11 protein-coding genes and 1 pseudogene are annotated in these 14388 nt (G+C 67.4%); 6 read left to right on the forward strand and 6 right to left on the reverse strand.

Features of this window, described 5'->3' with window-relative positions:
* Positions 1 to 44 precede the first annotated feature (44 nt).
* Positions 45 to 851, reverse strand: a complete 807-nt coding sequence (locus LRS53_RS07680; protein ID WP_231355528.1) for an amino acid ABC transporter permease — start codon at positions 849 to 851, stop codon at positions 45 to 47.
* Complete coding sequence (locus LRS53_RS07685) at positions 848 to 1669, reverse strand: transporter substrate-binding domain-containing protein (protein WP_231355529.1); 822 nt, start codon at positions 1667 to 1669, stop codon at positions 848 to 850. Before LRS53_RS07685 ends, LRS53_RS07680 begins: the two co-directional genes overlap by 4 nt.
* 100 nt (positions 1670 to 1769) lie before the next feature.
* Here LRS53_RS07685 and LRS53_RS07690 point away from each other — a divergent pair, with 100 nt between their 5' ends.
* Positions 1770 to 2672, forward strand: coding sequence for a homocysteine S-methyltransferase family protein (locus tag LRS53_RS07690; RefSeq protein WP_231355530.1), 903 nt, complete (start codon positions 1770 to 1772; stop codon positions 2670 to 2672).
* 75 nt (positions 2673 to 2747) lie between these two features.
* On the opposite strand, the pseudogene LRS53_RS07695 reads toward LRS53_RS07690, so the two are convergent.
* Positions 2748 to 3499 (reverse strand): annotated as a pseudogene (locus LRS53_RS07695) (SDR family oxidoreductase).
* Positions 3500 to 3599: 100 nt separating this feature from the next.
* Between LRS53_RS07695 and LRS53_RS07700 the strand changes: the two are divergent.
* From LRS53_RS07700 to LRS53_RS07715, 4 genes are all read left to right on the forward strand, one after another.
* Positions 3600 to 4541: a LysR family transcriptional regulator gene (locus LRS53_RS07700; RefSeq protein ID WP_231355531.1), complete on the forward strand. Its 942-nt coding sequence runs from the start codon at positions 3600 to 3602 to the stop codon at positions 4539 to 4541.
* Between the two features lie 242 nt (positions 4542 to 4783).
* Entirely contained in the window at positions 4784 to 6118 is a 1335-nt protein-coding gene (locus tag LRS53_RS07705) for a CitMHS family transporter (protein ID WP_007160081.1), read from the forward strand.
* Between the two features lie 259 nt (positions 6119 to 6377).
* Complete coding sequence (locus tag LRS53_RS07710) at positions 6378 to 7130, forward strand: TerC family protein (protein ID WP_017639194.1); 753 nt, start codon at positions 6378 to 6380, stop codon at positions 7128 to 7130.
* 163 nt (positions 7131 to 7293) lie between these two features.
* Entirely contained in the window at positions 7294 to 8964 is a 1671-nt protein-coding gene (locus LRS53_RS07715; RefSeq protein WP_093253020.1) for a Na/Pi cotransporter family protein, read from the forward strand.
* A 199-nt stretch (positions 8965 to 9163) separates the two neighbouring features.
* On the opposite strand, the gene ampC is transcribed toward LRS53_RS07715, so the two are convergent.
* A complete protein-coding gene (gene ampC, locus LRS53_RS07720; protein ID WP_231355532.1) occupies positions 9164 to 10312 on the reverse strand; it encodes a class C beta-lactamase in 1149 nt (382 codons plus the stop codon).
* 170 nt (positions 10313 to 10482) lie between these two features.
* Between ampC and LRS53_RS07725 the strand changes: the two genes are divergently transcribed.
* On the forward strand, positions 10483 to 11385 hold the full coding sequence (locus tag LRS53_RS07725; RefSeq protein WP_064307051.1) for a D-hexose-6-phosphate mutarotase: 903 nt from the start codon (positions 10483 to 10485) through the stop codon (positions 11383 to 11385).
* A gap of 380 nt (positions 11386 to 11765) precedes the next feature.
* Here LRS53_RS07725 and LRS53_RS07730 read toward each other — a convergent pair whose 3' ends face one another.
* On the reverse strand, positions 11766 to 12749 hold the full coding sequence (locus LRS53_RS07730; protein ID WP_231355533.1) for an asparaginase: 984 nt from the start codon (positions 12747 to 12749) through the stop codon (positions 11766 to 11768).
* 161 nt (positions 12750 to 12910) lie between these two features.
* Positions 12911 to 14365, reverse strand: coding sequence for an alanine/glycine:cation symporter family protein (locus LRS53_RS07735; protein WP_068384473.1), 1455 nt, complete (start codon positions 14363 to 14365; stop codon positions 12911 to 12913).
* Positions 14366 to 14388 lie beyond the last annotated feature (23 nt).

Here is a 14388-nt window from a genome sequence, read left to right on the forward strand (position 1 = left end):
GGCATCAAAGGGCTAGCATGGCCCAGAAGGCGCAGCGAAAGGCGCTAACGCCCCCGATAGGCCTTCCCATAGTGCCGCTCCAGGCGCGACTGCATGAATTCCATGGCCAGGGACATCAGCCAGTAAAGCACCGCCGCGGTGGTGAGCATTTCCAGATAGCGATAGCTGGAGCGGCCATAGGACTGGGCGAGGAACATCACCTCCCAGACGCCCATCACCGAAACCAGAGAGGAGTCCTTGAGCATGGAGATGAACTGGCTGGTGGTGGGCGGGATGATGCTGCGCATGGCCTGGGGCAGGGTGACTCGCCAGAAGATCACCCGCGGCGACAGGCCCAGGGCCAGGGCCGCCTCGCGCTGACCGGCGGGGACGCCAAGCAGGCCGGCGCGAAAGATCTCGCTGAGGTAGGCGCCATAGTTCAGCGACAGGGCGAGGATGCCGGCGCTGATGGCGCCGGGCACCACGCCGATCTGCGGCAGGCCCAGGTAGATCAGCAGGATCTGGATCAGCAGCGGGGTGCCGCGAAAGAAGGAGGCGTAGAAGGTCGCCACGCCATAGGCCAGGGCGCTGGAAGACAGCCGCCCCAGGGCCGCGGCGAAGCCCAGCAGCACCGATACCAGGATGGAGCTGAGGCTGAGAAACAGCGTCAAGGCCGCGCCCTGCAGGAAGCCGTTGGGCCCCAGGCGCCAGCCCACCAGATTGGGCAGGCGCGGCCAGACGCTGGCGAACTTGAGGTCGAAGCCGAGCACGAAGCACACACCCCCGGCCAGCAGCGCCAGCCAGGTCAGCCAGACGCGGGTACGAAAGCTCAGCAGGGGACGCGATTCGACCGGGGGTGGTAGCTGACTCATTGGCTGATGTCGGCACCGATCCACTTGTCGGAGATCCGCTTGAGGGTGCCGTCCTGGCGCAGCCCCTCGATGATCTCGCGCAGCTTGGCGGCGAATTCCGCATCCCCCTTCTCGATGGCCACGGCGTTGGGCTCGGCATAGAGCGGCGCGCCCGCCAGCTTGAATTTGGCGTCCTGGGCGAGGCGCGGCTGGGCGGTCACCAGGTTGGTCAGCACCGCGTCCAGGCGTTTGCCGGCGCCCAGGCCCAGGTCCTGGAAGGCGACGTTGTCGTCGGGGAAGGGCACCACCTGCACCTGGTCGAAGGGATAGCTCAGCGGCTTGTCCTCCTGGCCTTCGATGGTCAGGTCCTTGTTCAGGTAGCCTTCGTAGGAGGAGGCGCTGGTGACGCCGACCTTCTTGCCGGAGAGGTCCTTGGCACCCTGGATGCGGTCGTCACCGGCGTTGACCACGATCACCGCCGGCGAGGCGTAGTAGTTGACCGGGAAGTCGAACACCTGGGCGCGCGCCTGGCTGGGCGTCATGGAGCAGATGCAGACGTCGTAGCGACCGCTCCAGCGACCGGCGGCGATCACGTCCCAGGAAGGGGTTTCCAGGCGCAGCCTGACGCCCAGCTTGTCGGCCACCGCCTTGGCCACGTCCACGTCGAAGCCTTCCAGCTGATTCTGGGCATTGAGCTGGGAGAAGGGCGGATAGCTCTCCATGAGCACATTGACCAGCTCGCCCTTGGCCTTGATGCGGTCCAGGGTGGCGCCGGCCGAGGCCGAGGTGGCGGCCAGCGCCAGGGTCAGGCCGAGGGCCGATAGCAGAGCGGTTCTCATGGGGGCGTCCTTTGCAAAGGGAAAGAGGGCCTGGTATTAGAGAGATATGAGAACCGATATTGAACTCTGTTTTGGTTATAAGGAAAAGTGAAATAGCTATATGGCCAACATGAATCTAGTTCTGCTCGACGGTGGCATGGGCCGCGAACTGCAGCGCCGTGGCGCGCCCTTTCGTCAGCCGGAGTGGTCGGCCCTGGCCCTGAGCGAGGCGCCGGAGCAGGTGGAGGCGGTGCATCGGGCCTATATCGAGGCCGGTGCCCAGGTGATCACCAGCAACAGCTATGCGGTGGTGCCCTTCCATATCGGCGAGGAGCGCTTCGCCGCCGAAGGCGAGGCCCTGGCCGCGCGGGCCGGTCAGCTGGCGCGGCAGGCGGTGGTGGCCAGTGGTCAGCCGGTGCGGGTGGCGGGTTCGCTGCCGCCGCTGTTCGGCTCCTATCGCCCCGATCTGTTCGAGCCGGCGCGGGTGGACGAGGTGCTGCAGCCGCTGATCCGCGGCCTGGCGCCCCATGTCGATCTCTGGCTGGCGGAAACCCAGAGTTCCCTGGCCGAGGTGCGTGCCATCGCCGCCGGGCTGCCCGGGGATGGCAAGCCGCTGTGGCTGTCCTTCACCCTGAAGGACGAAGACGTCGACGAGATCCCACGGCTGAGATCCGGCGAGCCGGTGGCCGAGGCCGCGCAGCTGGCGGTGGAGCTGGGCGCCGGGGCGCTGCTGTTCAATTGCAGCCAGCCCGAGGTGATGGCCGCGGCGCTGGATACCGCGCGGGCGACCTTCGCCGCGGCGGGAGTCGAGATTCCCTTTGGCGCCTATGCCAACGCCTTCCCGCCCCAGCCGGAAGAGGCCACCGCCAACGACGGCCTCGACCCCTTGCGTCCGGACCTGGATCCGCCCGGCTACCTGAGCTTCGCCCAGGACTGGCAGGCGCGTGGCGCGAGCCTGATCGGCGGCTGCTGCGGCATCGGCCCGGAGCACATCGCCGTGCTCAACACGCGACTGCGCGGCTGACGCCCGCATTCAGTCGGCAAAAAAGCGGACAGCGCTCAGGGCGTTGTCCGCTTTTTTCTTGCCGCCAGACGCCGTTCAGACCTGCGCCTGGCCACCATCGGCGAAGAGTTCCGCGCCGTTAACGAAGCTGGAATCGCTGGAGGCCAGGAACAGGGCAACCCTGGCGATTTCCTCCGGCTCGCCGACGCGACCCAGGGGGATCTGGCTGGCCAGGTGGTCCAGCAGACCCTGCTGCTGGGCGGCATCCGGACCGGCCAGTTCCACCAGCCCCGGGGTGCGGGTGGCACCCGGACTCAGGGTGTTGATGCGGATGCCGCGGCCCTGCAGCTCCAGGATCCAGTTGCGGGCGAAGGCGCGTACGGCGGCCTTGGATGCGCCGTAGACGCTGAAGGCCGGGGTGCCGGTACTGGCGGCGGTGGAGCCGGCCAGGATCACCGAGGCATGGTCCGCCAGTAGCGGCAGGGCCTTCTGCACGGTGAACAGCACCCCCTTCACGTTGCGATCAAAGGTGTCGTCGTAGTGGGCTTCGGTCACCTCGGCGAGGGGCAGCATGCTGCCCCCCCGGCGTTGACGTAGAGCACGTCGAGGCGTCCGTGTTCGCGGCGGATGCGCGCATAGAGGGCGTCGAGCTGGTCCAGGCGCGAGGAGTCCACGGCGATGCCGGTGGCGTTGCCGACCTGGGCGACCGCGGCGTCCAGTTCCGCCTGCCGCCGGCCGGTGAGGATGACATGGGCGCCCTGCTGGGCGAAGAGTTTGGCGGCGGCCAGGCCGATGCCGCTGGTGGCGCCGGTGACGAGGGCGATCTTGTCGGCGAGCTTGAGGGTCATGGCTGAATCTCCGAGTGGTTGTGATCAGGTGGAGTCAGCCTATCGACCCTGGCCTCTCTGCAAAATAGAATGATTGGCAAGTCATCGTTGCAGAAATGAAATGAGCAGATTGCCGGATTTCGAAGGCTTGGCGATGTTCGCCAAGGTCGCCGAGGAGGGCTCCTTCGCCGCCGCGGCGCGGGTGCTGGGCGTGTCGGTGGCCACTGTCTCGCGGGCGGTGACGCGCCTGGAGGAGCGCCTCGGCGGGCGGCTGTTCAATCGCACCTCGCGGCAGTTGGCGTTGACCGAATTCGGCCGCGAGCTGGCCGCCCAGGCCGGTGATCTCTATCGCCAGGCGGAGGCGACCGAAAGCGCTGCCCAGGCGCGCGCCGTGCAGCCCCGCGGCCAGGTGCGGCTGGCGGTGCCCATGGCCTTCGGCCTGCGCTGGGTGGCGCCGCTGCTGCCCGAGCTGCTGCGCCGCTATCCCCAGCTGACGGTGGATCTGCACCTGTCCGATGCCACCGTGGATCTGGTGGCGGAGGGCTTCGACGCCGCCCTGCGCATCGCCGCCTTGCCCGACTCCTCGCTGGTCGCCCGGCGGCTCTGCGCGGTCAGCCAGCTGCTGGTGGCGGCGCCGGCCTATGTCGAGCGCCATGGCCGTCCTCAACATCCGCAGGAGCTGACCGAACATGCCTGCCTGAGCTACGCCTACCGGGCGCGCAGCCAGGTGTGGCGCTTCAGCGGGGACGACGGTCGCGAGGAAAGCGTGCTGCCGCGTGGTCCCTTGCGCGTCACCAATTCCGAAGCCCTGCTGCCGGTGCTGCTGGAAGGCCTGGCCATCGCCGAGTTGCCGGACTTCATCGCCAACGACTACCTGGCCGATGGCCGGCTGGTGCCGCTGCTGCCGGACTGGCAGCTGACCCGTGGCGGCCTCTATTTCGTGACCCCCTCGGCGCGCAGTCGCCCGACCAAGATCCAGGTGCTGCTCGATTTCTTCGTCGAGCACCTGAGCATCCCGGGCTGGCAGCGGGGCGAACAGCCCTCGTCCGTGTCGGCTTCGTGACATCCGGCAACATCCATTCGCCACCACGCAAGGCTGGCGAAAGGTTGACCTCTTAGGATCCGCTCAAGACCCGCCCCCGTGAGCGGGCGACGTGCCTACAAAAATAACCAGGATTCTTGCCATGTCGTATCTGTCCTTCCAGGCGTCCCCGTGCGCCCGCCTCCCCTGGATTTTCGCCCTCACCGCGCCCTTGCGCCGCGGCTGAACCCTCCTTCTCTTCGCGAAAATTCAGAGGTATTCCCATGCTGACTTTCCTCGGCTTCGCCATGGTCATGACCTTCATGTACCTGATCATGACCAAGCGCCTGTCTCCGCTGATCGCCCTGACCATGGTGCCGATCGCCTTCGCCGTGCTGGCCTGGGCGCTGTCCAGCGAATTCGCCAGCCTCGGCCACGTCAAGCTCGACGCCCTCGGCCCGATGATGCTCGACGGCATCCGCAAGCTGGCGCCCACCGGCGTGATGCTGCTGTTCGCGATCCTCTACTTCGCCGTGATGATCGATACCGGCCTGTTCGATCCGGCGGTGCGCTGGATCCTCAAGCTGGTCAAGGGCGATCCGCTCAAGGTGGCCATGGGCACCGTCTTCCTGACCCTGGTGGTCTCCCTGGACGGTGACGGCTCGACCACCTACATGATCTGCGTGGCGGCCATGTTCCCGCTGTACCGGCGCCTGGGCATGAATCCGCTGATCATGACCTGCCTGATGCTGCTCTCCAGCGGGGTGATGAACCTGACCCCCTGGGGCGGTCCGACCGCCCGCGCCGCCAGTGCACTGCACGTGGATCCGGCCGATGTCTTCGTGCCCATGATTGCGCCCATGCTGCTGGCCATCGCCTGGCTGTTCTTCCTGGCCTACCTCTATGGTCGCAGCGAGCGCGCGCGCCTGGGCATCCTGCAGATCGGCGAGACCGAAGGCGCCGACGTCACCGTCTCCCAGTGCGCCGAGGCCCGCCGCCCGCACCTGCGCTGGTTCAACGGCCTCTTGACCCTGGCGCTGATGGCCGCGCTGATCGTCGGCGTGCTGCCGATGCCGGTGCTGTTCATGATCGCCTTCGGCATCGCCATGACCGTCAACTACCGTTGCCTGAACATGCAGAAGCAGCGCATCGCCGCCCATGCCGAGAACGTCCTGGCAGTAGTTTCGCTGATCTTCGCCGCGGGCATCTTCACCGGCATCCTTTCGGGTACCGGCATGGTCGACGCCATGTCCAAGGGCCTGCTGGCGGTGATTCCGGACGCCCTGGGCCCGTACATGGCGGTGATTACCGCCCTGGTCAGCCTGCCGTTCACCTTCTTCATCTCCAACGACGCCTTCTACTTCGGCGTGCTGCCGGTGCTGGCCGAGGCCGCTGCGGCCTATGGCATCAGTCCGGTGGAGATCGCCCGGGCCTCCATCGTCGGTCAGCCCGTGCACCTGCTCAGCCCCCTGGTGCCTTCGACCTACCTGCTGGTGGGCCTGGCCAAGGTGGAGTTCGGTGACCATCAGCGCTTCACCCTGAAATGGGCCACCGTGACCTGCATGTTCCTGCTGGTCGGCGCTTTGTTACTGGGTGTGTTTCCGCTGTACAGCCGCTAGAGTTTTACCAAATGTACGACTAGCCTTGCCGGCTGTTCGAAAACGGCGCGTCGTCCGACGCGCCTTTTCCATTAGAGCGCGCGCCAAGAGCGTGTTCATAAGTTAGCGAGCTAGAGCCAAGCAAGGCGAAAAGGCCTGAGGAAGCGGAGTTTACGAATGGTAAATGAGCATTCCGAAGGCCTTTTCAACGCAGGTTGGCCGACGCGCAGCACATTATGAACAGGCTCTGAGCGCGCCTTAGCTACGAGAGGATTTTGCAATGGATTGGCTGACCAACCCGGAAATCTGGGTCGCCTTCTTTACCCTGACGGCCCTGGAAATCGTTCTGGGCATCGACAACATCATCATGATCTCCATCCTGGTCAGCCGCATGCCCAAGCACATGCAGGCGCGGACCCGCTTCTTCGGCCTGGCCCTGGCCATGGTCACCCGCATCCTGCTGCTGCTGTCCATCACCTGGGTGATGCGTCTCACCGCCGATCTGTTCTTTGTCTTCGGCCAGGGCATCTCTGGGCGTGACCTCATCCTCTTCTTCGGTGGTCTGTTCCTCCTGTGGAAGAGCAGCGCCGAGATCTACCACGGCCTGGAAGGCGAGGAAGAACAAGACGAGGATGCACCCCAGAAGAAGGGCAGCGGCTTCATCGGCACCATCATCCAGATCGCCATCATCGATATCGTCTTCTCCCTGGACTCGGTGATCACCGCGGTCGGCATGGTCAGCCATGTGCCGGTGATGGTGGCGGCGATCATCGTCGCGGTGCTGGTGATGATGCTGGCGGCCGGGGCCATCAGCAATTTCATCGACAAGCACCCGAGCCTGAAGATGCTGGCGCTGTCCTTCCTGATCGTGGTGGGTACCGTGCTCATCGCCGAAGCCTTCGAAGTCCACGTGCCCAAGGGCTACGTCTACTTCGCCATGGCCTTCTCGCTGGCGGTGGAAGCTATCAACATCCGCCTGCGCGGCAAGGCCAAGGCCCGCGACGCGGTCAAGCTGCGCAAAGAGCAGATCTAAGCGCCGCGGCGGAACCCACCCGGGTCTCCGCCGCCTAATCCAGCAAGTCCCCACGAGCCCGAAGGTGCCCTGCCTTCGGGCTCGTGCGTCTGTGCAGAACGGTCATTACGATTTGTGACAAGCTCGCCAGGAGCTCTTGGACACGCGCCGGGAGGGCGCCACGATGCTGACACTGCTCAATCTGCTATCCGCCGTCGCCCTGCTGGTGTGGGGCACCCATATCGTGCGCACCGGTATCCTGCGGGTATACGGCGCCAGCCTGCGGCGGGTGCTCAGCCGCAGCATGCAGCGCATGCCGCTGGCCTTTCTCTCGGGCATCGCCGTCACCGCCCTGGTGCAGAGCAGCAACGCCACGGCGCTGCTGGTGACCTCCTTTGTCGCCCAAGGCCTGGTGCCGCTCACCCCGGCGCTGGCCATCATGCTCGGCGCCGACGTGGGCACTGCGCTGATGGCTCGGGTGCTGACCTTCGACCTGTCCTGGCTATCGCCGCTGCTGATCTTTCTTGGGGTGGTGTTCTTTCTCGGTCGCAAGCAGACCCGCGCCGGCCAGCTCGGCCGGGTCGCCATCGGCCTGGGCCTGATCATCCTGGCGCTGCAGCTGATCGTCGAGGCCGCCTCGCCCATGACCCACGCCGCCGGGGTCAAGGTGCTGTTCTCTTCACTGACCGGCGACCAGCTGCTCGACGCCCTGACCGGCGCGGTGTTCGCCATGGTCTCCTATTCCAGCCTGGCGGCGGTGCTGCTGACCGCCACTCTGGCCGGCTCCGGGGTCATCTCGCTCAAGGTGGCGCTGTGCCTGGTGGTGGGTGCCAACCTGGGCAGCGGCGTGCTGGCGCTGATGGGCGCGGCCAAGCAGGGCGTGGAGGCGCGGCGGGTGGCGGTGGGCAGCCTGCTGTTCAAGCTCGCCGGCTGCATCCTGGTGCTGCCCTGGATCGGCCTGCTGGCCGACTGGCTGCAGGGCTACGACTTCAACGACGCCGAGGTGGTGATCGGTTTCCACGTCGCCTACAACCTGGTGCGCTGCCTGCTGTTCCTGCCGCTGACCGGGCCCCTGGCGCGCTTCTGCACCGCCATGCTGCCGGCCAAGGACAGTGCCGAGACCATCCTGCGACCGCGCCACCTGGACACCGCGGCCCTGGATACCCCGGCCCTGGCGCTGACCAACGCCTCGCGCGAGCTCCTGCGCATGGGCGATGTCATCGAGCAGATGCTGCAGCACCTGCTGGTGCTGATCAATGCCGGCGACAAGCAGCTGGCCCGTGAGGTGCGCCGTCTCGACGACGACGTCGACGCTCTCTACACGGCGATCAAGCTGTACCTGGCGCGCATGCCGCGCGACGACCTGGACGAGCGCGACAGCCGGCGCTGGGCCGAGACCATCGAACTGGCGATCAACCTGGAGCAGGCCGGCGATCTGATCGAGCGCATGGCCAGCGACGTCGACAGCAAGAAGATCGCTGCCCGGCGGTCCTTCTCGGCCTCCGGGGTGGACGAGCTCTCCGCGCTCCACCGGCTGCTGGTCGACAGCCTCAAGCTGTGCCTGTCGGTCTATCTGTCCGGCGACCTGGACGCAGCGCGCCGCCTGCGTCGGCTCAAGCAGCGCTTCCGCCTGCTGGAGCGGCGCTATGCCCATGCCCACGTCGAGCGGCTGCATCAGCAGGTGGTGGAGAGCTTCGAGACCAGCTCCCTGCACCTGGGCCTGCTCAGCGACATGCGCCGGGTCAATTCGCTGTTCTGCAGCATCGCCCATGGCGTGCTGGAAGCGGCCGACGCTGGCTACGCCACCGAGCACGAGGTGCCGGCGGAGGGGCGGGAGGAGTCGGGCGGGGCCTGAGGTTGGACTTCGCGCATGAGGCTGCGCCGTCATCCACCTAACCTACGCCCTCGCTTTGGTCCGTAGGTTGGGTTGAGACAGCTCCATCGTCGAAGCCCAACAATGCCTGCGTCCCAAGACGACGTTGGGCTTCGCTGCGCTCAACCCAACCTACGGCGACCGGTAGAGCGGAGTGCCATGGCCGCGGCAACACGTTCGCTTACTGCACCCCGCCATCGAGCTGCTGCAAGATCCGCCAGGCCGTCTCGATCCGCGCGGAATTCGGGTAGTTGCGGTTGGCCAGGATCACCAGGCCGATCCGGCGCTCCGGGATGAGCAGCGCATAGGCACCGAAGCCGTTGGTGGAGCCGGTCTTGTTCAGCAACCGAGCGCCCGTTGCCGGCAATGGCGGGTGCTGCCAGTCCACCGGCTGCGGCTCCAGGGCCATCGCCGGGGTGTTGCCGGCCAGCAGCCGGGCCTTGGGTAGCGGATAGGCGTAGGCCTCCCAGCCCAGGCCCTGGGTCATAGCACCGCTGCGGTAGTAGCCCCGCTGGGTGGCGTCGATCGCCTTGGCCAGGGGTGCCGGCAGCCGGTCAGGAGTCAGGTTGGCCTCGACGAAACCCAGCAGATCCCCGGCAGTGGTCTTGATGCCATAGGCCTCTTCGGCATAGGCGCCCGGATTGACCCGCAGCGGCTGGTCGTTCTTGCCATGACCCCAGGCGTAGTGGGCCTGAGCCGCTGCCGGCACCTGCAGATAGGTGTGACTGAGCCCCAGGGGCGTCAGTACGTGGCGCTGCAGGGCCGGGGCGAAGGGCTCGTCGAGCCGCTGGGCCGCCAGGGCGCCGAACAGGCCGATGCTGGGATTGGAGTAGAGGCGGCGGCTGCCGGCGGGGAAGGGCGGCTGGAAGGCGCGGTAGAAGGCCGTCGTCTGGTCGTCTGTGGTGACGCTGTCGGAAAATTGCAGCGGCAGGCCGCCGGCGCTGTAGGTGGCCAGCTGCAGCAGGCTGGCCTGGCCGATGGCGCTGCCGGCCAGGGCCGGGCGAACCTGCGCAACCGTTTCGTCCAGCCGCAGCCGGCCCGTCGCCGCCGCGTAGCCACCCAGGGTGGCGGTGTAGGTTTTGCTCAGGGAGCCGATCTCGAACAGGGTGGCGGCGTCCACCGCCTGGCCGCTACGGCGATCGGCGGTGCCGAAGTAGTAGAGCCGGCGCAGGCCCGGGGCCGTGACACCCACGGCCAGGCCCGGAATGTCCTGCTCGGCCATCACCGCGCGGGCGGCGGTGCGGACCTCGTCGTCGAGAGAGGTCGCCGCGTTGGCCAGGAGCGGCAGGGTCAGGCCGAGCAGAACGGAAAGGCGCGGGAAAGCCGACATGGCGGAGCGGCTCCTGGGGGACGAGGCCAGGAGTCTAGCCGAGCGCCGCCGAGCGGGTATGAGACGCGGGCGACGTTGGAAGCTTTTGCCGCCGGCGCTGTCCATGGCTGGCTGGAGCCCGGTCCTCGACTGGACTACAGTCGCCTCTCACCTTTTCCAGGAGTCATCCCATGTCCGCTGCCCCCCTCGTCGAACAGATCCAACTGGGCCAATTGCCCGTCTGGCGCATCCGCGTCGGCCAGGCCGAAGCCCTGGTGGCCTGCCAGGGCGCCCATGTGCTGCGCTACGGCTTCGACGGCGAACCGGACATCGTCTGGGGCAATCCGGAAGCCGTGTTCGAGCCCGGCACCCCGATCCGTGGCGGCATCCCGGTCTGCTGGCCCTGGTTCGGCGACCTGCTGAAGAATCCGGCCGAAGTCCAGGCGATGTGCACCACCACCGCGGACGCCCCGGCCCACGGCCTGGCGCGCCAGGTCGCCTGGCAGGCGGGTGGCGTCGAGGTGGATACCGACCGGGTGCGCCTGGATTTCCACCACCGCACCTCTGCCGAGACTACTCCGGGCTGGCCCCATGCCACCGAGCTGACCCTGAGCCTGAGTGTGGGCGAACGCCTGGAGCTGACCCTAAGCGTGCGCAATCTGGAAGATCACCCGCTGGTGCTGAGCCAGGCGCTGCACACCTATTTTGCCGTGAGCGACGTGCGCGAGGTGGGCATCGAAGGCCTGGCCAACGCCGACTACTACGACTGCCTGGACGGCTGGACCCGCAAGCGGCAGAACGGCGAGCCGACCATCACCGCCGAGACCGACCGGGTCTATGTCGGGCTGCCGGCGCGTCTGGCGATCCGCGATACTCAGTGGCAGCGCCGACTGTTCGTCGAGACCCGCAACAGCCATTCGGCGGTGCTGTGGAATCCCTGGATCGACAAGGCCGCGCGCCTGAGCCAGTTCGCCGACGACGCCTGGACCGGCATGCTGTGCATCGAGACCGCCCGGGTAATGGACGACGTCCTGACCGTGGCGCCGGGCGCCTCGGCCGAGATGGCGGTGAGCCTGTGGCGCGAGGCGCTGTAGGGGCTACTTTGGCGTCAGGGTTTGCCCTCACCCCGGCCCTCTCCCAAAGGGAGAGGGGGCGCTCAAGGGGAGTTTGGTGCGTTGTGTCAGGCGTCAAGCGGGCCCTTCCCCCGGCCTTCTCCCGGGGGGAGAGGGGGCGCGCAGGGGAGTTTGGTGCGAAGGGCTTGGGGCTGTCAGGCTTCAAGCGGACTCTCACCCTGGCCCTCTCCCAGAGGGAGAGGGGATGCTCCGATAGGCTTTGGCGTGTTGGGTATTGGAGCGTGCGCAGGGCTCACTCTTGGCTTGGCAGGGTCACTGCCGTGCTGCGGCGTCTACCCAAACGCCCCCTCTCCCCCTGGGAGAGGGCCGGGGTGAGGGAGCAGCCGGCACCCAGCCGAAGATCACAACTCCTCGCACAGATTCCGCCCGATCCACTCGGCCACCGCCGCGCGCTCCAGGCCGCAGCCGAGCAGGCTGTGCAGCTTGCCCAGGGCGGCTTCGCGGGTCATGCCGCGACCGGAGATCACCCCGGCGTCGGCCAGGCCGCTGCCGGCGGCGTAGGTGCCCAGTTCCACCGTGCCGCGAGCACCCTGACTGAGGGCGACCACCGGTACCCCGGCATCGCGCAGTTCGGCCAGCGCCGCGAGGAAGTCGGCGTCGTCGGCGGGGCCCGTGCCGCTGCCATAGCACTCCAGTACCAGCCCCTGCACGCCGCTGCCCGCCAGACCGCGCAAGGTGGCGCCATCGACGCCCGGAAACAGCGGCAGCACCGCTACCCGTACCGCCTGGCGCGGCTGGTCGAAGCGCAGGGCCGCAGGTGCGGCGACCAGGGCGTCACCACTGCGCGGCCGGGCACTTGCCACGAAGGCCTTCCAGCCGCTGCTGGCCTGCTTGGTGCAGCGCGCCGCCGGCAGGCGTTCGCCATGGAATTGCACCTGCACCCCCGGCGTCAGTCCGCTGGCGAAGGCGGCGAAGCTGTCGGCCAGGTTGCCGTCGGCATCGCTGTCCGGCACGCCGGCCGGCAGCATGGAGCCGGTCAGCAGCACCGGAATGGCCAGACCCAGCAGCCGGAAGGCCAGGGCGGCGGCGCTGTAGGCCAGGGTATCGGTGCCGTGCAGCACCAGCACGCCGCGACAGGCCGGGTCCGCGGCCGCGGCGACGATGGCCTGGGCCATGCGCTCCCAGGCGGCGGGGCTCATGTTGGCGCTGTCGATCAGCGGCAGCAGCTCCTGCAGCCGCCAGGTCGGGTTGCCCAGTTCCGGGCGGCTGGCCAGCAGGGCCTCGATGCGCGCCTCGAAACCGGCGGCTGGGGCCAGGCCGGCGGCGGTCGCCTGCATGCCGATGGTGCCGCCGGTGTAGAGGATGTGCAGGTAGGGTGAGGTCATGGGGGACTTCCTGATAGGACTGCCCCCACGCGAGGTGGGGGCAGACAAGCGAATCATGGTTCGGGGCCGTTGGGCTTCGGCGCTGGAGCCGCCTCAACCCAACCTACGGATGGCGCAGGTTGGGTTGAGCGCAGCGCAGCCCAAGGTGACCGCTGCGGCGGTCAGTGCGCCTGGCGCGGCTGCGCGGCGCGGGCCTCGGCGACGGTGTCTTCCAGACGATCCAGCGACGGCCAGGCCTGGCGATCCAGGTCCAGGTCGCGGAACTGGTCGGCATCGAACACCGGCTGGTCGACCCCGGCACGACGCTGGGCGTCGTAGTCGTTGAGGATGCGCATGCCGACCTTGATCAGCATGGCCAGGGCGATCAGGTTGACGAAGGCCAGGCAGGTCATGGTGATGTCGGCGAAAGCGAACACCGTGGTCAGGTTCTGCATGGAGCCCCAGCAGATCAGTACCAGCACCAGGCCGCGATAGCCCAGCAGCACGGCCTTGCCGCGGCCGAGCAGGTAGCGCAGGCCGTTCTCGCCCAGGTAGATGTTGTAGAGGATGCAGGTGAAGACGAACAGCGACAGGGCGACGCTGATGAAGATGCGGCCCCAGTCACCGACCACCGCGGCCAGGGAGTTCTGGGTCAGCACGATGCCGTCGCCGTCGAAGCCCGGGGCGTAGAAGCCGGAGAGCAGGATCAGCAGCGCGGTGCAGGTGCAGATGACGAAGGTGTCGAGGAAGACGCTGAAGGCCTGCACCACGCCCTGGGCGGCCGGGTGCTTGACCGCGGCCACGGCGGCGACGTTGGGCGCGGCGCCCAGGCCGGCTTCGTTGGCGAAGACACCACGCTTGACGCCCATGGTGATGGCGGCGCCCAGCAGACCGGCGAAGGCCGGCTCCAGGCCGAAGGCGCTCTTGACGATGGTCAGCAGGGTGCCGGGCACCAGGTCGATCTGGGTGACGATCACATAGAGGGTGACGGCGATGTAGGCCAGGGTCTTGACCGGCACCAGGACGTCGGAGACCGCGGCGATGCGCTTGATGCCACCGATGAACACCAGGCCCAGCAGGATGGCCAGGGCGATCCCGGTGTACTGCACCGGCAGGCCGAAGGCGTTTTCCAGCGAGTGGGTCACGGTGAAGGACTGCAGGCCGACGAAGGCGAAGCCGTAGGTCACCAGCAGCAGGCCCGAGAAGATCAGCGCCATCCAGCGTTTGTTGAGGCCGTGCTGGATGTAGTACGCCGGACCGCCGATGTAGAGGCCGTCGCCATCGGCGCGCTTGTAGACCTGCGCCAGGGTGCACTCGAAGAAGCTGCTGGCCATGCCGACCAGGGCGGTCACCCACATCCAGAACACCGCACCGGGGCCACCCAGGGTCACGGCCAGGCCCACACCGGCGATGTTGCCGGCACCCACGCGGCCGGCCAGGCTGAGCATCAGCGCCTGGAAGGAACTCAGGCCGTCGCCGCTGTTGCGCAGGGAATCCTTGAACACCGTGAACATGTGCGGGAAGTGGCGCACCTGCACGAATCGCGAGCGCAGGGTGAAATAGCTGCCCAGGCCGACGATCAGCACGATGAGCACGTGGCCGGACAGGAAGTCGTTGAGCATTTCTAGGTAGTGCATGAAGAATCCTCGAGCATGCTAGT

The organism is Pseudomonas sp. PLB05 (assembly GCF_021106615.1).
Classification (GTDB): domain Bacteria; phylum Pseudomonadota; class Gammaproteobacteria; order Pseudomonadales; family Pseudomonadaceae; genus Chryseomonas; species Chryseomonas benzopyrenica.